The organism is Photobacterium sp. GB-210 (assembly GCF_003026075.1).
Classification (GTDB): domain Bacteria; phylum Pseudomonadota; class Gammaproteobacteria; order Enterobacterales; family Vibrionaceae; genus Photobacterium.
In genome coordinates this window covers 37309-58997 of sequence record NZ_PYNU01000001.1, presented here as the reverse complement: position 1 = coordinate 58997, position 21689 = coordinate 37309, and the positions used below count along the sequence as shown (strand labels likewise).

Annotated in this window: 19 protein-coding genes and 7 tRNA genes; 20 read left to right on the top strand and 6 right to left on the bottom strand. The window is 42.3% G+C overall.

Going from position 1 to position 21689, the window contains the following annotated elements; genetic code table 11:
* Window positions 1-8: 8 nt before the first annotated feature.
* Genes C9J38_RS00330 through hemA form a run of 4 tightly spaced genes read right to left on the bottom strand, consistent with a single transcriptional unit; the run spans window position 9 to window position 3640 of the window.
* Window positions 9-389: a SirB2 family protein gene (locus tag C9J38_RS00330; RefSeq protein WP_107205387.1), complete on the bottom strand. Its 381-nt coding sequence runs from the start codon at window positions 387-389 to the stop codon at window positions 9-11.
* Between the two features lie 2 nt (window positions 390-391).
* Window positions 392-1246: a peptide chain release factor N(5)-glutamine methyltransferase gene (gene prmC / locus C9J38_RS00325; protein WP_107205386.1), complete on the bottom strand. Its 855-nt coding sequence runs from the start codon at window positions 1244-1246 to the stop codon at window positions 392-394.
* A complete protein-coding gene (prfA, locus tag C9J38_RS00320) occupies window positions 1246-2334 on the bottom strand; it encodes a peptide chain release factor 1 (protein WP_107205385.1) in 1089 nt (362 codons plus the stop codon). The genes prmC and prfA overlap by 1 nt, the downstream gene beginning before the upstream one ends.
* A gap of 43 nt (window positions 2335-2377) precedes the next feature.
* Window positions 2378-3640: a glutamyl-tRNA reductase gene (gene hemA, locus C9J38_RS00315; protein WP_107205384.1), complete on the bottom strand. Its 1263-nt coding sequence runs from the start codon at window positions 3638-3640 to the stop codon at window positions 2378-2380.
* A 214-nt stretch (window positions 3641-3854) separates the two neighbouring features.
* On the opposite strand from hemA, the gene lolB reads away from it, so the two are divergent.
* The 12 genes from lolB (at window position 3855) to C9J38_RS00255 (ending at window position 9524) form a co-directional block, all read left to right on the top strand.
* On the top strand, window positions 3855-4445 hold the full coding sequence (gene lolB / locus C9J38_RS00310; protein WP_107205383.1) for a lipoprotein insertase outer membrane protein LolB: 591 nt from the start codon (window positions 3855-3857) through the stop codon (window positions 4443-4445).
* A gap of 42 nt (window positions 4446-4487) precedes the next feature.
* Window positions 4488-5366 (top strand): 4-(cytidine 5'-diphospho)-2-C-methyl-D-erythritol kinase, encoded by an 879-nt coding sequence (gene ispE, locus C9J38_RS00305; RefSeq protein WP_107205382.1) that lies wholly within the window; start codon window positions 4488-4490, stop codon window positions 5364-5366.
* Between the two features lie 32 nt (window positions 5367-5398).
* Window positions 5399-6346 (top strand): ribose-phosphate pyrophosphokinase, encoded by a 948-nt coding sequence (locus C9J38_RS00300; RefSeq protein ID WP_005370023.1) that lies wholly within the window; start codon window positions 5399-5401, stop codon window positions 6344-6346.
* A gap of 237 nt (window positions 6347-6583) precedes the next feature.
* On the top strand, window positions 6584-7174 hold the full coding sequence (gene pth / locus C9J38_RS00295) for an aminoacyl-tRNA hydrolase (RefSeq protein WP_045153818.1): 591 nt from the start codon (window positions 6584-6586) through the stop codon (window positions 7172-7174).
* Window positions 7175-7271: 97 nt separating this feature from the next.
* Window positions 7272-8363, top strand: coding sequence for a redox-regulated ATPase YchF (ychF, locus tag C9J38_RS00290; RefSeq protein WP_107205381.1), 1092 nt, complete (start codon window positions 7272-7274; stop codon window positions 8361-8363).
* A 313-nt stretch (window positions 8364-8676) separates the two neighbouring features.
* Window positions 8677-8753 (top strand) — tRNA-Met (locus C9J38_RS00285).
* A 49-nt stretch (window positions 8754-8802) separates the two neighbouring features.
* Window positions 8803-8887 (top strand) — tRNA-Leu (locus C9J38_RS00280).
* 42 nt (window positions 8888-8929) lie between these two features.
* A tRNA-Gln gene (locus C9J38_RS00275) sits at window positions 8930-9004 on the top strand.
* Between the two features lie 38 nt (window positions 9005-9042).
* Window positions 9043-9119 (top strand) — tRNA-Met (locus C9J38_RS00270).
* Between the two features lie 84 nt (window positions 9120-9203).
* Window positions 9204-9288: transfer RNA gene (locus C9J38_RS00265), tRNA-Leu, on the top strand.
* A gap of 42 nt (window positions 9289-9330) precedes the next feature.
* Window positions 9331-9405: transfer RNA gene (locus tag C9J38_RS00260), tRNA-Gln, on the top strand.
* Between the two features lie 34 nt (window positions 9406-9439).
* Window positions 9440-9524: transfer RNA gene (locus C9J38_RS00255), tRNA-Leu, on the top strand.
* A 128-nt stretch (window positions 9525-9652) separates the two neighbouring features.
* Here C9J38_RS00255 and C9J38_RS00250 read toward each other — a convergent pair.
* The gene (locus C9J38_RS00250; RefSeq protein WP_107205380.1) at window positions 9653-10813 is read right to left on the bottom strand and encodes a 2-octaprenyl-3-methyl-6-methoxy-1,4-benzoquinol hydroxylase; all 1161 of its coding nucleotides are present in this window, start codon (window positions 10811-10813) and stop codon (window positions 9653-9655) included.
* 162 nt (window positions 10814-10975) lie between these two features.
* Here C9J38_RS00250 and mtgA point away from each other — a divergent pair, with 162 nt between their 5' ends.
* The 7 genes from mtgA to C9J38_RS00215 all read left to right on the top strand — a co-directional run bounded on the left by mtgA (window position 10976) and on the right by C9J38_RS00215 (window position 18353).
* Window positions 10976-11695: a monofunctional biosynthetic peptidoglycan transglycosylase gene (gene mtgA / locus C9J38_RS00245; protein WP_107205379.1), complete on the top strand. Its 720-nt coding sequence runs from the start codon at window positions 10976-10978 to the stop codon at window positions 11693-11695.
* A 160-nt stretch (window positions 11696-11855) separates the two neighbouring features.
* Window positions 11856-13283 (top strand): tRNA (N6-isopentenyl adenosine(37)-C2)-methylthiotransferase MiaB, encoded by a 1428-nt coding sequence (miaB, locus tag C9J38_RS00240; RefSeq protein ID WP_107205378.1) that lies wholly within the window; start codon window positions 11856-11858, stop codon window positions 13281-13283.
* A 107-nt stretch (window positions 13284-13390) separates the two neighbouring features.
* Window positions 13391-14488: a PhoH family protein gene (locus tag C9J38_RS00235; protein ID WP_107205377.1), complete on the top strand. Its 1098-nt coding sequence runs from the start codon at window positions 13391-13393 to the stop codon at window positions 14486-14488.
* Complete coding sequence (ybeY, locus tag C9J38_RS00230; RefSeq protein WP_107205376.1) at window positions 14488-14952, top strand: rRNA maturation RNase YbeY; 465 nt, start codon at window positions 14488-14490, stop codon at window positions 14950-14952. Before C9J38_RS00235 ends, ybeY begins: the two co-directional genes overlap by 1 nt.
* An 87-nt stretch (window positions 14953-15039) precedes the next feature.
* Window positions 15040-15912, top strand: a complete 873-nt coding sequence (corC, locus tag C9J38_RS00225; RefSeq protein WP_107205375.1) for a CNNM family magnesium/cobalt transport protein CorC — start codon at window positions 15040-15042, stop codon at window positions 15910-15912.
* Window positions 15913-15915: 3 nt separating this feature from the next.
* Complete coding sequence (lnt, locus tag C9J38_RS00220; protein ID WP_107205374.1) at window positions 15916-17469, top strand: apolipoprotein N-acyltransferase; 1554 nt, start codon at window positions 15916-15918, stop codon at window positions 17467-17469.
* A gap of 158 nt (window positions 17470-17627) precedes the next feature.
* Entirely contained in the window at window positions 17628-18353 is a 726-nt protein-coding gene (locus C9J38_RS00215; RefSeq protein WP_107205373.1) for a YSC84-related protein, read from the top strand.
* A gap of 87 nt (window positions 18354-18440) precedes the next feature.
* Here the strand turns inward: C9J38_RS00215 and C9J38_RS00210 are convergent, their stop codons facing one another.
* Window positions 18441-18923 carry a zinc ribbon-containing protein gene (locus tag C9J38_RS00210; protein WP_107205372.1) on the bottom strand — a complete coding sequence of 161 codons (483 nt, stop codon included), beginning with the start codon at window positions 18921-18923 and terminating at the stop codon, window positions 18441-18443.
* A 171-nt stretch (window positions 18924-19094) separates the two neighbouring features.
* Between C9J38_RS00210 and leuS the strand changes: the two genes are divergently transcribed.
* Window positions 19095-21668, top strand: coding sequence for a leucine--tRNA ligase (leuS, locus tag C9J38_RS00205; RefSeq protein ID WP_107205371.1), 2574 nt, complete (start codon window positions 19095-19097; stop codon window positions 21666-21668).
* The last annotated feature ends 21 nt before the right edge of the window (window positions 21669-21689 follow it).

Genomic DNA, 21689 nt, shown 5'->3' with positions numbered 1-21689 from the left:
AACCTAACTTAACCTAAAATTGGCGTTTTCGTTACCGCCAATTGCGCAGCCAGAAATACCCAGCCCAATGCGCCTAAAAAGGCAAATGTCTTAAAGACTTTATTTTTACCCATATGCAGTGTGACATAACCAAGGGCGATGTAAGCGAGTACACAAGTTAACTTTTCAGTTAACCAACTATTACCAGCCGTAAAAGGCATAAATCCTGTAATAAAAATTAATGCCACACCACTTGCTAAAAGCACAGTGTCAACAATATGGGGAGTGATCTTGAAAAACTTTTTATTTAAAAGTGATGAGTTTGCCATCATCATGATGTAGCGAGTCACAAACAGTAAAACACTGAGTGCGATTGCCACTAAATGAAGATGTTTCATTGCCATATACATAATTATAATTCTCCTTGCCAGCAGCCCATCGTGACACGATCGAGCCCTGCATAGTCTTGACTGGTAGATACTTGTTGATAACCCAACTGTTCTAAAATAGTTCTTACAGCCGAACCTTGTTCGAAGCCATGCTCCATTAACAACCAACCACCTACTGTTAAGTGTTTGCGTCCTTGCGCGCTAATAATACGGATATCAGCTAAGCCATTATCATCAGCAACTAATGCACTCTTTGGTTCAAAGCGGACATCGCCTTGAACTAAATGGGGATCGGCCTGATCAATGTAAGGCGGATTACTCACAATTAGCTCAAACACATCATTGTCTTGTAATGGTGAATACCAACTTCCCGCTAAAAATCGGGTATTTAATATTGATAAACGTTGGCTATTTTCATGCGCAAGCTCAGCCGCTTCTTGACGTAAGTCAATGCCTGTAACCTGAAGACTTGGACACTCAGAAGCAATCGCCAGTGCAATCGCACCGGTTCCGGTTCCTAAATCCAATACTTTGGTAGTAGCGCTTGTGATTTTATCTAATGCAAGTTCAACCAAACGCTCAGTATCAGGACGAGGGATTAAGGTTGAAGGTGAGACTTTTAATGGCAGTGACCAAAATTCACGCTCACCAACAATATATGCGATAGGCTCACCATTTCGGCGGCGTGCAAGTAACTGCTGAAAAAAATTATATTGCTCATCATCTAGTTGCTTTTCAGGCCACGTTAATAAATAACTGCGTGGCTTATCAAGCGCATGACATAGCAAAACAACGCTATCAAGTTGCGGACTCTCAGAGCCCGCACTTGCTAGTTGTTCAGTGGTTTGCTTTAGCAAATATTCAATGCTTTGAGGCATTAGTTTTGCTCAGACATCGCAGCTAACTGATCCGCCTGGTATTCAGTAAATACCGGTTGGATCAATGCATCTAAATCACCTTCCATCACTTCATTTAAGCGGTAAAGTGTCAGTGTAATACGGTGATCAGAAACACGACCTTGTGGGTAGTTGTAAGTACGAATACGATCAGAACGATCACCTGAACCTAGTAGGTTACGACGTGTGCTCGCTTCTTCAGCATGACGTTTCTCTTCTTCTGCTTTGATAATACGAGCAGCAAGTACCGACATCGCTTTTGCTTTGTTTTTATGCTGTGAGCGCTCATCCTGACACTCAACAACAATACCTGTTGGTAAGTGAGTAATACGGATTGCAGAGTCGGTGGTGTTAACGTGCTGACCACCCGCACCTGATGAACGGAAGGTATCAATACGTAAATCGCCAGCATTGATTTCTGGAATTTCCGCTTCTGGAATTTCAGGTAATACCGCAACAGTACAAGCTGAAGTATGTACACGACCTTGAGATTCTGTTGCAGGAACACGCTGAACGCGGTGACCGCCTGACTCAAATTTCAAAATACCGTAAGCACCATCGCCGTTCACTTTTGCGATCATCTCTTTGTAACCGCCTTGTTCTGAGCGGTTTTCATTGATGATCTCGATACGCCAGCCACGACGTTCAGCATATTTGCTGTACATACGGAAAAGATCACCCGCAAAGATACCCGCTTCATCACCACCCGCACCTGCGCGGATTTCGACAAAACAGTTACGATCATCGTTAGGATCTTTAGGAATCAATAGCACCTGAAGTTCATCAGCTAAGCGTTCAATTTCAGCTTTGGCTTCTTTGATCTCTTCTTGTGCCATTTCACGCATTTCTGCATCGTCTTCCTGCGCCATTTCTTCAGCAGCCACTAAATCTTCTTTTGCTTGTTGGTAAGCTTGAAAACACTTAGTCACTTCTTCTAGCTGAGAATATTCTTTTGATAACGCACGAAAGCGGTTTTGATCCGCAAGAACACTTGGATCACCGAGGAGATGTTGAACTTCTTCGTAACGTTCAACAAGAGTTTCTAATTTAACTAAAATTGATTGCTTCATAATCTTCTAATAGTGCTGAGCGAAAGCCAAAGGCGATCAACTACTAATCGTTATAGGAATCCAGACCGAGTGCTTCACGAATCACAGCTAATTTTTCAGATTCGCCATTTTTTGCGACCTGCTGCATAGCCTTGGTTGGTGCATGGATAAGCTTATTGGTAAGTTTGTTACTGAGCTCTGCTAACGCCTTTTCAGGCTCGGTACCATTAGCAATGGCTTGGAGACTACGCTGTAGTAGCTCCTGTTTAATTTGTTCGGCAAATTGACGATAATCTCGAATACTATCAACTGCTTCAAGTGAGCGTAACCACTGCATAAACACAGCGCTTTCTTCACTTATAATGGCTTCAGCTTGAATCGCTGCGACCTTACGCTGCTCACGGTTCTTCTCTACAATCGAGTGAAGATCATCAACAGAATATAAGTAAGCATCGTTCAATTCGCCAACTTGTTGTTCTATATCTCTAGGCACAGCAATATCCACCAACAGCATAGGTTGATGACGACGTTGTTTTAATGCCATTTCAACCATCCCTTTACCAACAATCGGCAATGGGCTTGCGGTTGAACTAATAACAATATCAGCGCGATGGAGGTGATCAGGAATTTCTTCAAGACTGATCACTTCAGCACCAAACTCTTGTGCAATGCCTTCTGCTCTCTCACGCGTACGGTTAGCAACAATCAAACTATTACAACCTTGTTCAACGACATGGCGAGAAACAAGTTCAATTGTTTCGCCTGCACCAACAAGTAAAATAGTAGCACCCGATAAAGACTCAAAAATTTGTCGCGCTAAAGAACACGCCGCATAAGCTACAGAGACAGCATTGCCGCCAATGTCCGTTTCAGTACGTACGCGTTTCGCTACTGTAAAGGTTTTTTGAAACAGCTTTTCTAAGGTGCCACCTACTGCTTCGTTGTCTTTTGATTCCGAATAAGACTGCTTCACCTGTCCTAGGATTTGCGGCTCGCCCAATACTAACGAATCAAGGCCACAAGCAACACGCATTAAATGACGTGCTGCCGCTTGCTCTTCATGAAAGTACAGGCTTGGCATCAGTTCTTCGGCTGTGATCTGATGAAATTTGGTCAACCAGTCAATGATCACACCCGGCCCTGACTGTGAAATCTCACAGTAAACTTCAGTACGGTTACAGGTAGATACTATAACCCCACTTAATACCTCAGGGTGGTTTTTCAGCTGCTGCAACGCCAAAGATAGCTTTTCAGGAGAAAAAGCTACTTTTTCGCGTAAATCAACAGAAGCTGTTTTATGGTTGATTCCTAATGCAAGCAAGGTCATGGAGACGGTGTACCCACTTCGCCAGTGAAAAAATCTAAGGAGGGGATTTTACTTGATGCCCTGACTTAATAAAAGGTAGCTGACGTAATCAATCAATAATGACTGCATTTTTATTGCCTTATTTGCCTAATTTACCCCTTATTTTTGCTTAATATTTGGCTTTAATTAAAATAATCGTTATTGTTTTTGCTCATTCTTATTACGAGCTTTCATCATGAGATTACGTAATTTAGCCTTTATTGCTATTACATTTTCCTTATTATCTGGCTGTGCGCAAACGCCCAAAAGCACCGCAAAAGTCGATTGGGAAATCCATCAAGCCCAATTAAAACACCTCACCGATTATCAAGCGAAAGGTGTGTTTGGCTATTTAAGCCCTGAGCAACGCATATCTCTCACCTTTAACTGGAAAAATCATGCTGATAAATACCAGTTAATCTTAACAAAAATGTACAAAACCGTCCTTAATCTCAATGCAGAGCCAGGCAACGTAACACTCATCGATCCTGATGGTAAAACCTATCATGGCACTGATGCTGCGCAATTAGTGAAGCAATTAACAGGAATCGAATTACCCCTATCACAAATGCGCGATTGGCTAATTGGTTTACCGACGGCTGCTGATACTTATCAGCTAAACAAAAATGATCAAGTCGCTTATCTCGCCAAAGAGATTGATGGTCAAGTATGGGAAATGCACTACAACACGTATAATGATCAAAGCCCTGCCTTACCCACACAAATGGTACTAAACCAAGGCAAACTCAAAATTAAAATAAAAATCTCTAACTGGTTAGCAAATTAAACAGCAAAGCATTTTCGATTACTCAAAATAGACGAGCATTGCATGAGTCAATACATCCCTTTTGGTGTCGCGAGCCAATGGCCAGCGCCAGCAAAACTGAATTTATTTTTATACATTACAGGCCAACGTCCAAATGGCTACCATGATTTACAGACGCTGTTTCAGTTTGTCGATTATGGCGATACTTTAACCATCACGCCACGTCGTGATAACCAAATTAATTTAACGCCTGCAATTGAAGGAGTTAAAACCGAAGATAACCTGATTTATCGCGCTGCAAATGCACTTCGTCAAGCCTCACATTGTGACTTAGGAGCCGATATTCATATTGATAAGATCCTTCCTATGGGAGGTGGTCTTGGTGGTGGCTCCTCTAATGCAGCCACAGCATTAGTCGCCCTCAATCATCTTTGGCAAACCCAGCTATCGGTTGATGAATTAGCAGATATTGGTCTTAAATTAGGTGCTGATGTCCCTGTTTTTGTCCGTGGTACTAGCGCATTTGCCGAAGGTATTGGTGAAAAACTGCAACCGGCAGAACCGCAAGAAAAATGGTTTTTAATCGCAAAGCCTGATATTAGCATTGCAACTGTCGATATTTTCACCCATCCAGAACTTCCGCGTAATACTAAAAAACGTAGCCTAGATGCACTGTTACGTGGAGTTTACGAAAACGATTGCGAGAAAATTGTAAGAAGTCTTAATCCCGAGGTTGATCAGGCGCTTTCGTGGCTGTTAGAATACGCGCCATCAAGATTGACCGGCACTGGCGCTTGTGTATTTTCGGAGTTTAATACGCAGGAAGAAGCCAACGCAATTTTGAAAATTTTACCTGACTGGCTCCACGGATTTGTCGCAAAAGGTGTCAACACGTCTCCTCTTATGACAACCTTAGCCGCACATTCTACGGATTGTCAGTAATTACAACTTGGACGCAACCTGAGGTTTACACCGTGCCTGATATGAAGCTGTTTGCTGGTAACGCAACACCAGAACTAGCCCAACGCATCGCTGATCGTCTTTATATTTCATTGGGAGATGCAACGGTTAACCGTTTCTCCGATGGTGAAGTATGTGTACAAATTAATGAAAACGTACGTGGTAGCGACGTATTCATTATCCAATCAACTTGTGCACCAACGAACGACAACCTAATGGAACTGGTTGTTATGATCGATGCACTACGCCGCGCTTCAGCTGGCCGTATTACAGCAGTAATTCCATACTTTGGTTATGCTCGCCAAGATCGCCGCGTTCGCTCTGCTCGTGTACCAATCACTGCAAAAGTAGTTGCTGATTTCCTTTCTAATGTGGGTGTTGACCGTGTTCTTACTGTTGACCTACACGCTGAGCAAATCCAAGGCTTCTTCGATGTTCCTGTAGATAACGTATTTGGTAGCCCAGTTCTTCTAGAAGACATGCTAGCCAAAGATCTTCAAGATCCTGTTGTGGTATCACCAGACATCGGTGGTGTTGTCCGTGCTCGTGCTATTGCAAAACTACTTGATGACACAGATATCGCTATCATCGATAAGCGTCGTCCACGTGCAAACGTATCTCAAGTCATGCACCTAATCGGTGACGTTGAAGGTCGTGACTGTATCATCGTTGATGACATGATCGATACAGGCGGTACCCTATGTAAAGCAGCAGAAGCGCTAAAAGAGCGTGGTGCAAAACGTGTATTTGCATACGCTACTCACCCAGTATTTTCAGGTAGTGCACTAGAGAATATCCGTGAATCTGTTATCGATGAAATTATCGTTACAGACTCAATTACGCTAACAAAAGAAATTGAAGCGACGGGTAAAGTATCAGTATTAACACTGTCAGGTATGCTAGCTGAAGCTATTCGCCGCATTAGCAACGAAGAATCAATTTCAGCAATGTTTGAGCACTAATTTGCTCACTCGGTTAGGTTGCCTTAATTTAACCGAATAAGATATTTAACGCCTCGCAATAGCGAGGCGTTTTCTTTTGTCTAGCCAGCAAAAACAGTGACTACGAAGAGCCATATCAATTTTAGTTAATTTAATATAATATATGGCGCGTTTTGAGCCCAACACCCAGTAACTCATTGTCACTATAATTTCAGGTGCAACCTGCTAAGTTACTGGTAAATGACAAGAGAGATAAACGTGAGTAATAATATTCGTTTGCTTGTTGGCCTCGCTAACCCGGGTCAAGAGTACGCCAACACCCGCCATAATGCCGGTGCATGGGTCGTTGAAGAATTAGCGCGCGTCCACAATGTAACCCTTCGCCCTGATCCCAAGTATTTTGGTTTAACAGGAAGAATTACAGCCAATGGACAAGATCTTCGCCTATTGATCCCATCGACTTTTATGAATCTGTCAGGAAAGTCGGTTGCTGCGTTAGCTAACTTCTTCCAAATCAAACCCGAAGAAATTTTAGTTGCTCACGATGAATTAGATTTACCACCCGGTGTTGCGAAATTTAAAAAAGGTGGTGGTCATGGCGGACATAATGGTCTTCGCGATATCATTAGTAAAATGGGCAACAATAAAGATTTCTATCGTCTGAGGATCGCTATCGGTCATCCAGGCGATAAAAACAAAGTCGCAGGCTACGTACTTGGAAAAGCACCTGCTAAAGAGCAAGAATTGATTGATGCTGCAGTAGATGAATCTGTTCGCTGCATTGATATCTTACTTAAAGACGGCTTAACAAAGGCGCAAAATCGCCTACATACATTCAAAGCAGAATAGCCACACATTTTCGCGTACTATTTTGCCGCTATAGATACAGTCATTCGTACTATAGTTGAGTTGTTACACAGAATAATCACCAAAAGGGTTTTAAACCATGGGTTTTAAATGCGGTATCGTAGGTCTACCAAACGTTGGTAAGTCAACTCTATTCAACGCCTTAACAAAAGCAGGCATTGAAGCAGCAAACTTCCCGTTCTGTACTATTGAACCAAACACAGGTGTAGTACCTGTTCCTGATCCACGTATGGATGCATTGGCAGTATTCGTAAATCCAGAACGAATTATGCCAACGACGATGGAGTTTGTTGATATCGCGGGTCTTGTTGCTGGTGCATCTAAAGGTGAAGGTCTAGGTAATAAATTCCTAGCTAACATCCGTGAAACAGATGCTATTGGCCACGTTGTTCGTTGTTTCGAAAACGATAATATTGTCCACGTTGCTGGCCGTATCGATCCGTTAGAAGACATGGATATCATCAACCTTGAGCTTGCGATGGCAGACTTAGATACGTGTGAACGCGCAATCCAGCGTTTAGCTAAACGCGCAAAAGGCGGTGATAACGATGCTAAGTTTGAAATCAAAGTACTAGAGAAGATGCTTCCTCACCTAACTGAAGGTGGCATGCTACGTGCACTTGAGCTGACAAAAGAAGAAAAAGCAGCGATCGATTACCTACACTTCTTAACGCTTAAGCCAACCATGTACATCGCTAATGTTAATGAAGACGGTTTTGAAAATAACCCATTCCTTGACAAAGTTATTGCACGTGCAACTGAAGAAAATGCGGTTGTTGTTCCAGTATGTGCGGCAATGGAATCAGAGATCGCTGAACTGGATGATGAAGATCGTGAAGAGTTCCTTGCCGATATGGGTATCGAAGAACCAGGTCTTAACCGTGTTATCCGTTCAGGTTATCAGCTATTGTCTCTTCAGACTTACTTTACAGCAGGTGTTAAAGAAGTGCGAGCATGGACAATCCCTGTCGGTGCAACAGCACCAAAAGCAGCGGGTGTTATCCACACGGACTTCGAAAAAGGCTTTATTCGTGCAGAAGTTATTGGCTATGACGATTACATCAATTTCGGTGGTGAGTCAGGTGCTAAGGAAGCAGGTAAATGGCGTCTAGAAGGTAAAGAGTACATTGTTAAAGACGGTGATGTTGTTCATTTCCGTTTTAACGTGTAATTTGTAGCTTAGCCGCTAATTTTACAAATTCTATAAGCCAGCTTTATTAGCTGGCTTATTTTCATCTAAATATAAATTTCACTTATTTGTTAGCAATATAAATAACTTGATAGTGTTCACATTTTTTGAAGTTTTAAGCTGACAATCGTAATTTCAGTTTGTCATTCGCACACATCGCCCAAATATGCGCCGAACAAACGAATTTTGACGATATATTTAAAAAAACTATTGACGGTTTTCGCTGGTATGAGCATAATGCGCCCCGTTCCCGACACAGTGATTCGTTAAGAATCAGTGTTAAAAAACGGAAAATGGCTACGTAGCTCAGTTGGTTAGAGCACATCACTCATAATGATGGGGTCACAGGTTCGAATCCCGTCGTAGCCACCATTCAATTTTCACGTTAAAATTGAATATCGGTTCTAGAAACTGATAACATGCGGAAGTGGCGGAATTGGTAGACGCACCAGATTTAGGTTCTGGCGCCGCAAGGTGTGAGAGTTCAAGTCTCTCCTTCCGCACCATTCTCTCAATAGCGTTGAGAGATGCTTTTAAAAAGCACTAGTAGGTCTATCGCCAAGCGGTAAGGCAGCGGCTTTTGATGCCGCCATTCCCTGGTTCGAATCCAGGTAGACCTGCCATTATTTAAGAGTATTGATGAAATTCAGTATTCTATGTTGGCTACGTAGCTCAGTTGGTTAGAGCACATCACTCATAATGATGGGGTCACAGGTTCGAATCCCGTCGTAGCCACCATTTATTCTTTAAATCAGCTTTTTACCAATTACTGATTTAAATTATACAACTAGAGAAACAACAGTTATTTGTAACTGACAATATGCGGAAGTGGCGGAATTGGTAGACGCACCAGATTTAGGTTCTGGCGCCGCAAGGTGTGAGAGTTCAAGTCTCTCCTTCCGCACCATTCTCTCTAGTTTGTGAAAAGTCTTGTGTAAACAAGCGCTGTAGGTCTATCGCCAAGCGGTAAGGCAGCGGCTTTTGATGCCGCCATTCCCTGGTTCGAATCCAGGTAGACCTGCCATTATTTAAGATTGATTGTCTCGACGATTAATCATGCGGAAGTGGCGGAATTGGTAGACGCACCAGATTTAGGTTCTGGCGCCGCAAGGTGTGAGAGTTCAAGTCTCTCCTTCCGCACCATACACTAGAAACCCACTCTTTGAGTGGGTTTTCTTTTATCTAGCGATATATTATTAGATAAAGAAAAAGCCGATAGATCATGTCTCTCGGCTTTCTGCATTTCGTTATAAAAATAGCAAAATCTTTAACTAAAGACCCATCGCGTATTTCAATACTTGTTTTTTAATGCCGCCAGCCCCATCAGCTAAACGAAGTCCTGCATTACGAATAAACTTTAATGGCGTGATGTTATTACTAAATGTCACATAGAAAAAATCCATCCCTGTTTGCATTATAAGGTTATCAGGACGACGACGACGTTGGTACTTATCAAGTACCGAACTTTCCGCCCAATGCTCACCTGCCGCTTCTATTTCTTGAAGTAAAACATCAACATCTTTAAAGCCAAGATTCACACCTTGGCCTGCTAATGGATTAATCGTATGAGCAGCATCACCTAATAAAACGACATTTGGCTTGTAATAGGTTTGTGCGTGACGACGCGTTAATGGAAAAGATCCATGATCAACCACACTGAACTCACCAAGCTCTTCAGGAAAAACGGCAGAGATCTCTGCATGCAACTGTTCGGTAGTCATATGTGATAGGCGTCGAATACGTTCAGGGCTGTCATACCATACTAATGAACCTTGATGTCCTGGCAACGGTAAGAATGAACGAGGGCCTGCTGGCGTAAACTGCTGCCAAGTAATATCTTGTTGCGGCAATGCTGTTTCTATATTAATGAGCATGCAGTGTTGACGGTAATCCCACGCAGTAATACCAATACCGGCTTGTTGGCGTACTTGAGAATTAGCACCATCGGCACCAATTAATAATCGACACTGTAGCTGTTGAGTATTTTCTAGCTCAACGATATAGCCATTTTCAATCGATGTTGTTGAAACCATTTTTGATGGGCAATATAACGTCAAGTTCTCGATATTGTCGAATTGCTGCCAAAGCGCAAGTTGCAACAGGCGATTTTCAACAATATAGCCTAGTTGATCTAATCCCATATCATCAGCATTAAAGCGTGTACGACATTCTGGATTTTCCCATGTTTCCAATCGTTTAAAAGGACACAAACGCATGTTGAGCACCTCATTCCATGCGCCTAACCGATCTAATAATGCAACGGAATGAGGAGAAATTGCGGAAACACGTAAATCCATCGGTTGTGTGTTTGCAAAAGGTCGAGGGGCAAAGCCTTCTAATACAGCAACATCTAAACCTAACTTCGCTAAGCCAAGCGCGGTTGCAGCCCCAACCATACCGCCACCCGCAACGATGACATCATACTGCTTCATTATTTACCTACCTATTACGTTCAGGCTCATTATTTGGTTATAATCCAATAAACCATCATAGTAACTCGAATTGTATAAAAAATTTTAATATATAAGGAATGTCACTAAGATAAACATTCTTTTATTGTGCAATCACTTTGATAATCAGGAAACAGTCTTACCATGCTAAAACGTTTTTTTACTAAATTTCTTTTATTTGTACTTTTGTTTCCTATATTTCTCGTGATTATTTTTAAGTTTATTAATCCACCATTTTGGGGATGGGAGATTAGCCGAACACTATTTCCACCTCAAGGTTACCCTGCGCACACTCAACATCAGTGGGTTAATTTAGATGAAATATCAAAAAATATGCAGTTAGCGGTGATTGCTTCAGAAGATCAAACCTTTCCTGAGCATCACGGCATTGACATACAAGCGACACTGTCAGTGTTAAGACACGAAGGTAAAAATGGGCCTGTACGTGGAGCCAGTACGATTAGCCAGCAAGCGGCTAAAAATATGTTTCTATTCCCAATTCACTCATATATTCGTAAAGGTATCGAATTATACTTCTCTTTATTGATGGAAATAGTTTGGGGAAAAGAACGTATTCTTGAAGTTTACCTAAATATTATTGAATTCGGTCCTGGTATTTATGGTGTAGAAGCAGCAAGTGAACACTTTTTCCATATACCTGCCAGCCAACTAAGTATCCAACAGGCTGCACAGCTTGCTGCGGTATTACCAAACCCATATAAGATAAAAGCATCACCAATGAGTAATTACGTCTATCAACGTACTCTATGGATCCGCCGTCAAATGCACCAACTTGGTATGGTAACGCTCGATAAAGTCTATAATGAACAATCACTTTTTAAATCATTCCATCTTTACCCATAGCTTGGAATAAACCCACAATTTATTCAGGGTGGTGATGTTCTGGTCAGAGCGAGTTTAAAGCAGTACAATACGCGGCTTGCTACAGGCGATGACTATCATGTCCCCTGTCAGCCCGTAATCTGAATGTAATGAAATCAACACTACGAGCGAAGAGTTAGAGATGGCGAAGAAACTGCTGATCAAAACCTGGGGCTGCCAGATGAACGAATACGATTCATCTAAAATGGCAGATCTTCTTAATGCAGCTAATGGCTTTGAGTTAACCGAAATCCCAGAAGAAGCAGATGTTGTGCTACTTAACACCTGCTCGATCCGTGAGAAGGCACAAGAGAAAGTTTTCCATCAGCTAGGGCGTTGGAAAAAATTAAAAGATAATAAGCCAGATCTTGTGATCGGTGTCGGTGGTTGTGTAGCCACGCAAGAAGGTGACTCGATTCGTAAACGTGCACCGTATGTTGACGTAATCTTTGGTCCGCAAACACTGCACCGTTTGCCAGAGATGATTAAGCGTTCACAATCAAATGAAAAAACCGTTATGGATATCTCCTTCCCTGAAGTTGAGAAATTCGATAGCTTGCCTGAGCCTCGTGCTGAAGGCGCAACAGCATTTGTATCTATTATGGAAGGTTGTTCTAAATACTGTACTTACTGCGTAGTACCTTATACTCGCGGTGAAGAAGTGAGCCGTCCACTAGATGATGTACTGTTTGAAATTGCACAACTTGCAGAACAAGGCGTTCGTGAAGTCAATCTACTTGGACAAAACGTAAATGCTTATCGTGGTCCAATGCACGATGGAGAACTAGCAAGCTTTGCCGAGTTACTGCGTTTAGTCGCTGCGATTGATGGTATTGACCGTATTCGTTACACAACTAGTCATCCTATTGAATTTACTGATGACATTATTGATGTGTACAAAGATACACCAGAATTAGTGAACTACTTACACTTACCAGTACAAAGTGGTTCAGATCGTATTCTGACGATGATGAAACGCCCTCATACGGCAATAGAGTACAAATCTAAGATTCGTAAATTGCGTAAAGTTCGCCCAGATATCACAATGAGCTCAGACTTTATCGTCGCGTTCCCTGGTGAAACGGATCAAGATTTCGAAGATACGATGAAGTTAATTCGTGAAATCGACTTTGATATTAGTTACAGCTTTATCTTCTCTCCACGTCCAGGTACACCAGCAGCTGATTACCCTTGTGATTTGTCTGAAGAAGTGAAGAAAGAACGTTTATACGCACTACAGCAACAGCTAAACAGCCAAGCAATGCGACATGCGCGTCAAATGTTAGGTACAGAACAACGTATCCTTGTTGAAGGTCCTTCACGTAAAAACGTGATGGAACTGCGTGGCCGTACTGAAAACAACCGAATCGTAAACTTTGAAGGTTCTGCTGATTTAATTGGTCAATTCGTCGATGTGAAAATTGTTGATGTATTTACCAACTCCCTACGTGGCGAATTAGTACGTACTGAAGCAGAAATGGATCTACGTGTTGCAATGTCACCATCTGAAATGATGGCAAAAACACGTAAAGAAAATGAATTGGGTGTAGGCGTATTTACACCAGAGTAAACCGTTAGCTCTTGCTCTACATTGGTAGGCATGTACGTTTTACCTGAGTACGTCTCCTGCCCTGAACCTATGGCCGTCATCATGGCGGCCTTAATGAGAGGCAAACCTTGAGCAAAATAATTACTGTAGAATTTCAACTAGAGCCGGCTGATAACCAACGTTTATCTAGTCTTTGTGGCCCTTTCGACGATAATATCAAACAATTAGAACGTCGATTAGGGGTTGAAATTAATCACCGTAGCAATAACTTTAGCGTAGTTGGAAAAAACTATTCCGTAGAGGCTGCGACAAATATCATCAAAGATCTCTACGTTGATACGGCGCCAGTTCGTAACGTTATTCCTGATATCGAACCAGATCAAATCCACCTTGCGATCAAAGAATCTGGCATATTAGAGCAAACAACAGAATCTTCTATCCCATACGGTAAAGAAATTCACATCAAAACCAAAAAAGGTGTAATTAAACCGCGTACCCCTAACCAAGCGCAATATATTGCCAATATGGTGACGCATGATATAACCTTTGGTATTGGTCCTGCTGGTACAGGTAAAACCTACCTTGCCGTTGCCGCTGCCGTTGATGCATTAGAACGTCAAGAGATCCGACGTATTCTATTAACACGTCCAGCAGTAGAAGCTGGGGAAAAGTTAGGTTTCCTTCCTGGCGATCTAAGCCAAAAAGTCGACCCTTACTTACGTCCTCTCTATGATGCGCTATTTGAAATGTTAGGTTTCGAGCGTGTAGAAAAATTAATTGAACGAAATGTGATTGAAGTTGCCCCATTAGCATATATGCGTGGACGTACCCTTAATGATGCATTTATTATTCTAGATGAAAGCCAAAACACTACAGTGGAGCAGATGAAAATGTTCCTTACTCGTATTGGTTTTAATTCTCGTGCCGTGATCACAGGTGATGTGACGCAAATTGACCTACCTCGTGGTGCACGTTCAGGGCTACGTCATGCTATTGAAGTATTGTCTGAAGTTGATGAGATCAGCTTTAATTTCTTCTTAGCCGATGATGTCGTTCGACATCCTGTGGTAGCACGTATTGTTCAAGCTTACGAAGTATGGGAAAGCGAAGACCAAAAACAACGTAAGCTTGCAGAGCAACGCCGTCGAGCAGAGCAGGAAGCAAAAGAAGCGGCATTAGTTGCCGTCGCTACTGCGGCAAAGATAGAATCAGAAAAGAGTAATTAATGGCTATTTACCTCGATTTACAACACGCCACTGAGAGTCTGGACGGGTTACCGACAGAAGCGGAGTTTCAACAGTGGTTAAATGCAGCCGTTATCCCTTTTCAAGCTGATGCAGAAGTCACGATCCGTTTAGTTGATGAAAAAGAGAGCCATGCACTAAATCTCGAGTACCGTGGTAAAGATCGTCCAACAAATGTGTTATCTTTCCCATTTGAAGCGCCTCCTGGCATGGAATTGGAACTGCTTGGCGATTTAATTATTTGTCGTCAAGTTGTAGAAAAAGAAGCCGTTGAACAAAATAAGCCCCTAAAAGCACACTGGGCACATATGGTTGTACATGGCAGTCTCCATCTGCTAGGTTATGATCATATTGAAGATGAAGAAGCTGAAGAAATGGAAAATTTGGAAACAGAGATCATGCAAAACATGGGATTTGTTGACCCTTATATTTCTGAGAAGCTGTAATCATTTATATCGCGATTCATCCAACGATGAATCGCATTTCCGTGGCATCGTCCACTTAGCTGACAAGCTATTTGCTGAAAGTAAATAATGAACGAAGATAACTCTCCAACATCTGAAGGTCCGAGTAGAAAGTCCTTCTTTGAACGTATTGGCCAACTATTTCAAGGTGATCCACAAAACCGTGAAGAATTGGTTGAAGTTTTTCGAGATTCAGAAGAAAACGATCTAATCGACCATGACACTCGCGATATGCTTGAGGGTGTTATGGAAATTTCTGAAATGCGTGTTCGTGACATCATGATCCCACGTTCGCAAATGATCACGATTGAACGTTCTCAGAAGTTAGAAGATCTGATTGATTTAATTGTTGAAGCCCAACACTCTCGTTACCCAGTTATCAGTGATGATAAAGACCACGTAGAAGGTATCTTACTTGCTAAAGATCTCCTGCGTTATCTGCTTCCTGATAGCGAGCCTTTTGATATGGATAAAGTGCTGCGTCCCGCCGTTGTGGTGCCGGAAAGTAAGCGCGTTGACCGACTATTAAAAGAGTTCCGTGAAGAACGTTACCACATGGCTATTGTGGTTGATGAGTTTGGTGGTGTTTCAGGCGTTATCACCATTGAAGATATTCTTGAACAAATCGTTGGCGAAATTGAAGATGAATTCGATGACGAGGAAGAGCAAGATGTCCGTCAGTTAAGTAAACATACTTTTGCGGTAAAAGCACTGACAACCATTGAAGATTTCAATGAACTATTCCAAACCTCATTCTGTGATGAAGAAGTCGATACTGTCGGCGGACTTGTGATGATGAACTTTGGTCACCTACCAACACGTGGTGAAGTTGTTGAAGTTAATGGTTACTCGTTTAAAGTGACTTCTGCCGATAACCGTCGTGTTATCCAGTTACAAGTAACGGTACCTGACGAAGCATTTCAACCGACTATTACTTCTTAAAGAATGACAAAAAAATCATTATTATCGTGGGGACAGCTGCTTGCAGCTGTACCTGCGGGTGCAATTGCAACACTTTCTTTTGCACCTTATAACTACTGGCTTCTCGCGCCATTATCTCTCATCGCTTTTTTCTTTTTACTCCAACATAAAACAGCCAAACGTTCAGCCCTAATCGGTTTTCTTTACGGTTTAGGTATGTTTGGTACTGGCATAAGCTGGGTACACGTGAGTATAGATAACTTTGGTGGTATGCCAAAGATTGCAAGTGTCTTCTTAATGACACTGCTGATCAGCTACTTAGCACTATACCCTGCGTTATATGGCTATCTCTACAATCGCTTTAATCGTACTCGCCCTTTCCACCAGCTACTGTTAACAGGCCCTGTGATCTGGTTAATTTTAGACTGGATACGTGGTTGGCTATTTACTGGCTTCCCATGGTTATGGATGGGTTACAGCCAAATTGATACTCCCTTGGCTGCTATTGCGCCAATCTTCGGCGTTGAAGGTATTACCCTTGCCTTAGTGCTTATTTCCGGTGCGATTGTTGCTGCGATAACCTACCGTAATTGGAAACCATTACTGATCCCTATTGTCATTATTGGTTTGTCTTTATGGGCAGGAAAAGCACAATGGGTGAAACCTGATCATAAACACAGCGTGTCTGTCGCTTTAATTCAAGGCAATATTCCTCAAGACCAAAAATGGCTACCGAGCCAACGTTGGCCAACCTTGATGAAATATATGGATCTCACCCGTGAAAACTGGGGATCCGACCTTATTATTTGGCCTGAAGCTGCAATCCCTGCACTCGAAGCACATATTCCTGTTTTTTTACAAGGCTTAGATAATGCAGCCCGTGCCCATAACAGTACAGTGATCACCGGTATTCTTGATCAAAAACCTGATGGTCAGTTCTTCAATAATATCTTAACTCTCGGTGTGGATGCTGATGGTCCGTATAACTACGACACAGCAACACGATACAGTAAGCATCACTTACTCCCATTTGGTGAGTTTGTGCCGTTTGGCAATTTATTGCGCCCTATTGCACCGTTGTTTAACTTGCCAATGTCATCATTTAGCCGTGGTGCTTATATACAACCGAATATTCAAGCCCATGGCTATTCAATAGCACCTGCATTATGTTATGAAGTGGCATTTAGTGAGCAAATGCGTGAGAACATAACCAAGCACACGGAAATGCTACTAACGCTTTCTAATGACGCATGGTTTGGTCACTCTATTGGTCCTTTCCAACATATGGAAATAGCCCAAATGCGCGCATTAGAATTGGGGAAACCACTCTTACGTGCAACTAATACAGGTATTACAGCGGTCGTTGATTATAAGGGGATGATCACTAAAAAATTACCTCAGTTTGTCACTGGAGTACTAAAAGCAACGGTGATCCCAACGATAGGTATGACACCTTATACTACCATGGGTAGTTGGCCTTTATATTTCTATAGCTTCTGGGCTTTCGCGTTATCTTGGATCCTTATCCGCCGTCAACGTGGACATTTCCGTGACACAAGGCAATTAGAAATAGAATAAGATACTCAAAAAGGTGAAGCTTTAAACTTCACCTTTTTTTTCAGCTCATGGTATGTTGAGTTGAATAACAAAATAAATATAGAAAGAACACTTAATAATGAGAACCTATGATTCGTAAGGCTTCCCTTGGTACTTACGCAACCCACAAGGATCGGATAATGAAAGCGATACATAAACTATTTGTAACCTTATGTGCCTGTGCCGTAATGCTGAGTTCAACGTCTGTGTTTGCACAAGATAGCGATACAAAAATCGCATTAGATCATTTTTACCAATCACCGCAAACACAACCTTTCTTTAACTCAGCCTATGGCTATGCGGTTTTTCCATCTGTCGGTAAAGGTGGCTTCTGGGTTGGTGGTGCTTATGGTAAGGGCGTTGTCTTTAAAGCGAATAAAGCCACTGGATTTGCAAAACTATTTCAAGTTTCTATTGGCTTACAATTCGGGGGGCAAGCTTACAGCGAGATTCTGTTTTTCCAAGACAAACGTGCTTATGACAATTTCGTCAGCGGCAGCTTTGAGCTAGATGCCCAAGCATCAGCAGTAGCCATAGATGAAGGCGCATCTGCAAAAGCGGGAACCGCGGGTGCCGGTGCTGGCTCTAATGGTAACTATGCAACAAAAAGTTACATCAATGGCGTAGCCATTTTCACCAAAACGAAAGGCGGTGCCATGGTTGAAGCATCACTGGCTGGACAAAAGTTCACTTTCGAGCCGATGACAGAAGCAACGCGAAAAGTAAAAGGTTACGATAACGATGTTCCCCAAGGGCTTCAGCAGCCAGCAAAACAGAAACAGCAAAAACCAGCAGCAACGTTAACTCAACCCCAAGATGATTCTGCTGTTGTGGTTGATACTATCGAGCGCCCTGACGATTTTTAACGCCTAAGCGTCATGACTTATTCTAAAATAAAAAACGCAGCCTATTCGCTGCGTTTTTATTTTTTGCATTAATCCCCTATACGAAGATTAAGGCTCTAAAGGCTGACGATTAAACTCTACGCAACCGCACTTAATGCATGGCTCAATACGAGTCACATGCGTAATGGTTTGTTGATGACCACATTTTTCACAAACTAAATGTCCAAGTCCAACCAGCTCACCTGCGCGATACACTCCTTTATGTTTAATATCATCCATCACCTCAATCCACTCTAATTGTGTTTTGTCTGTGATCTCAGCAAGGTGTCGCCATACTGTTTCACTTACTAACTTATAGAATGGACTTTCTTTGAACGGTTCAGGGCTATTTTTCACTTCATCACTGAATGTTTTTAAATCACTTTTTAAATATGCTTCGATCAGTGCAAGTTCATCTTTGGTCATATCGCTGGCGGCTTTACCATACAGTTCAGTCGTCTCAATAAACTTCTTAAGCTCGTGTGGGCTATTCTTTAATGTCTCTGTTACTTTTTCTAATAGTGCTTCGTAATGTGCTTTTTGCTGAGTCATGATGTTTCTCCTTAGCCTATATTGACTAAAAGCGTGCTGAAATACCGCCAAATAGAAGATTAAAGGTACCGAATTGCCTTCAGCTATTGTTGACACCTTTACCTTTGGTTATTCTATGTCGATTAATTTTAATGTGTTTATATTAAACTCACAAAATCCCGGATGTCATCGATGCAAGAACAATATCGTCCACAGGACATTGAACAAAAAGTTCAAGAACATTGGGACAACAAAAAAACATTTGTTGTTAGTGAAGACCCTAATAAAGAAAAATTCTATTGTCTGTCCATGTTCCCGTACCCTAGTGGTCGACTGCACATGGGTCACGTGCGTAACTACACTATCGGTGATGTTATCTCTCGCTACCAGCGCTTACAAGGTAAAAATGTAATGCAGCCAATCGGCTGGGATGCATTTGGTCTACCTGCTGAAAATGCGGCAGTAAAAAATAAGACAGCCCCTGCACCATGGACTTACGAAAACATTGAGTACATGAAAAACCAGCTTAAGCTATTAGGCTTTGGTTATGATTGGAACCGTGAATTCGCAACGTGTACGCCAGAGTACTACCGTTGGGAACAAGAGTTTTTCACTAAGCTTTACAATAAAGGCCTAGTTTATAAGAAGACTTCATCTGTTAACTGGTGTCCTAACGACCAAACTGTACTTGCTAACGAGCAGGTTGAAGATGGTTGTTGTTGGCGTTGTGATACACCTGTTGAGCAAAAAGAGATCCCACAATGGTTCATTAAGATCACTGAGTACGCGCAAGAGTTACTTGACGATCTTGACAACCTTGATGGCTGGCCTGAAATGGTTAAAACCATGCAGCGCAACTGGATTGGTCGCTCTGAAGGTGTTGAACTAACATTTAACGTTAAAGGTCAAGACGATCTAGAAGTTTATACTACCCGTCCTGATACCCTTATGGGGGTTACATTTGTCAGCATTGCTGCAGGCCACCCGCTTGCTGCAAAAGCGGCTGAAAATAACCCTGCGCTTGCCGATTTCATTCACGAATGCCGCAATAACAAAGTTGCAGAAGCCGATCTTGCAACGATGGAAAAGAAAGGCATGGATACAGGCTTAACAGCTATCCACCCACTAGATGGTCGTGAAGTACCAGTTTACGTTGCAAACTTTGTACTGATGGATTACGGCACAGGTGCGGTAATGGCAGTACCTGCGCATGATCAGCGTGACTTTGAATTTGCAACAAAATACAACATCGACATCATGGCGGTTATCAAGCCTGAAGATGGTAGCAATGCTGACATTTCTGAGGCGGCATACACAGAAAAAGGTGTACTGTTTAATTCAGGTGAATTCGATGGCCTTAACTTCCAACAAGCGTTCGATGCAATTGCAACGAAACTTGAAGCTGAAGGCAAAGGCAAAAAGACAGTTAACTTCCGTCTACGTGACTGGGGCGTTTCTCGTCAACGTTACTGGGGTGCGCCAATCCCAATGGTCACAACTGAAGATGGCGAAGTTCACCCAGTACCTGCAGATCAACTACCCGTGATCTTGCCTGAAGATGTGGTAATGGATGGCGTAACGAGCCCAATCAAAGCGGATAAAGAGTGGGCAAAAACTACCTTTAACGGTGAACCAGCACTTCGTGAAACAGATACATTCGATACTTTCATGGAATCGTCTTGGTACTACGCGCGTTACTGTTCGCCACAAGCTGACGATATTCTAGATCCAGAAAAAGCGAACTACTGGCTACCTGTTGATCAATACATCGGTGGTATTGAACACGCATGTATGCACCTGCTGTACTCTCGCTTCTTCCACAAATTGCTACGTGATGCAGGCTACGTAACATCTGACGAACCATTCAAGCAACTACTATGTCAAGGCATGGTACTGGCTGACGCATTCTTCTATACCACAGAGAAAGGCGGTAAAGAGTGGGTTGCACCAACAGATGTAACTGTTGAACGTGACGGTAAAGGTCGCATCACGTCTGCTGTTGACTCTCAAGGTCACAACGTTGAACACTCAGGCATGATCAAAATGTCTAAGTCTAAGAACAACGGTATCGACCCTCAAGAAATGGTAGATAAGTACGGTGCTGATACCGTTCGTCTATTCATGATGTTTGCATCACCTGCCGACATGACACTTGAATGGCAAGAATCAGGCGTTGAAGGCGCTAACCGTTTCCTTAAGCGTGTTTGGAAACTCGTACGTGAACATACAACGAAAGGCGCAGCTGAAGCAGTTGATACAGCCGCACTAACTGCAGATCAAAAAGCACTTCGTCGTGATATTCACAAAACTATTGCAAAAGTAAGTGATGATATTGGTCGTCGTCAGACATTCAACACTGCAATTGCTGCTATCATGGAGCTGATGAATAAGCTGGCTAAAGCCTCTCAAGAATCAGTTCAAGATCGCGCAATTCTTGATGAAGCACTAAAAGCAATTGTTACTATGCTTTACCCTATCACGCCACATATCTGTTTCGAAATGTGGGCGGCACTGGGCGAAACTGATATTGATAATGCACTATGGCCACAAGCTGACGAAAAAGCATTAGTTGAAGATGAGAAGCTGATCATTGTTCAAGTTAACGGTAAGCTTCGTGCTAAGTTAACAGTTGCAGCAGATGCAACAAAAGAACAAGTTGAAGAACTTGGTCTAAACGATGAGAACGTCATTAAGTTCACTGATGGTTTAACGATCCGTAAAGTCATTTACGTACCGGGCAAACTGCTTAACATTGTTGCTAGCTAATTAGGTTATTTTCTCTGTTAG

Coding starts and splice junctions, on each gene's coding strand:
- ispE (WP_107205382.1), top strand. CDS start 4,488: ATGAGTCAATACATCCCTTTTGGTGTCGCGAGCCAATGGCCAGCGCCA.
- lnt (WP_107205374.1), top strand. CDS start 15,916: ATGACAAAAAAATCATTATTATCGTGGGGACAGCTGCTTGCAGCTGTA.
- prfA (WP_107205385.1), bottom strand. CDS start 2,334: ATGAAGCAATCAATTTTAGTTAAATTAGAAACTCTTGTTGAACGTTAC.
- C9J38_RS00330 (WP_107205387.1), bottom strand. CDS start 389: ATGTATATGGCAATGAAACATCTTCATTTAGTGGCAATCGCACTCAGT.
- corC (WP_107205375.1), top strand. CDS start 15,040: ATGAACGAAGATAACTCTCCAACATCTGAAGGTCCGAGTAGAAAGTCC.
- leuS (WP_107205371.1), top strand. CDS start 19,095: ATGCAAGAACAATATCGTCCACAGGACATTGAACAAAAAGTTCAAGAA.
- miaB (WP_107205378.1), top strand. CDS start 11,856: ATGGCGAAGAAACTGCTGATCAAAACCTGGGGCTGCCAGATGAACGAA.
- C9J38_RS00210 (WP_107205372.1), bottom strand. CDS start 18,923: ATGACTCAGCAAAAAGCACATTACGAAGCACTATTAGAAAAAGTAACA.
- ychF (WP_107205381.1), top strand. CDS start 7,272: ATGGGTTTTAAATGCGGTATCGTAGGTCTACCAAACGTTGGTAAGTCA.
- C9J38_RS00250 (WP_107205380.1), bottom strand. CDS start 10,813: ATGAAGCAGTATGATGTCATCGTTGCGGGTGGCGGTATGGTTGGGGCT.
- prmC (WP_107205386.1), bottom strand. CDS start 1,246: ATGCCTCAAAGCATTGAATATTTGCTAAAGCAAACCACTGAACAACTA.
- ybeY (WP_107205376.1), top strand. CDS start 14,488: ATGGCTATTTACCTCGATTTACAACACGCCACTGAGAGTCTGGACGGG.
- hemA (WP_107205384.1), bottom strand. CDS start 3,640: ATGACCTTGCTTGCATTAGGAATCAACCATAAAACAGCTTCTGTTGAT.
- lolB (WP_107205383.1), top strand. CDS start 3,855: ATGAGATTACGTAATTTAGCCTTTATTGCTATTACATTTTCCTTATTA.
- C9J38_RS00215 (WP_107205373.1), top strand. CDS start 17,628: ATGAAAGCGATACATAAACTATTTGTAACCTTATGTGCCTGTGCCGTA.
- mtgA (WP_107205379.1), top strand. CDS start 10,976: ATGCTAAAACGTTTTTTTACTAAATTTCTTTTATTTGTACTTTTGTTT.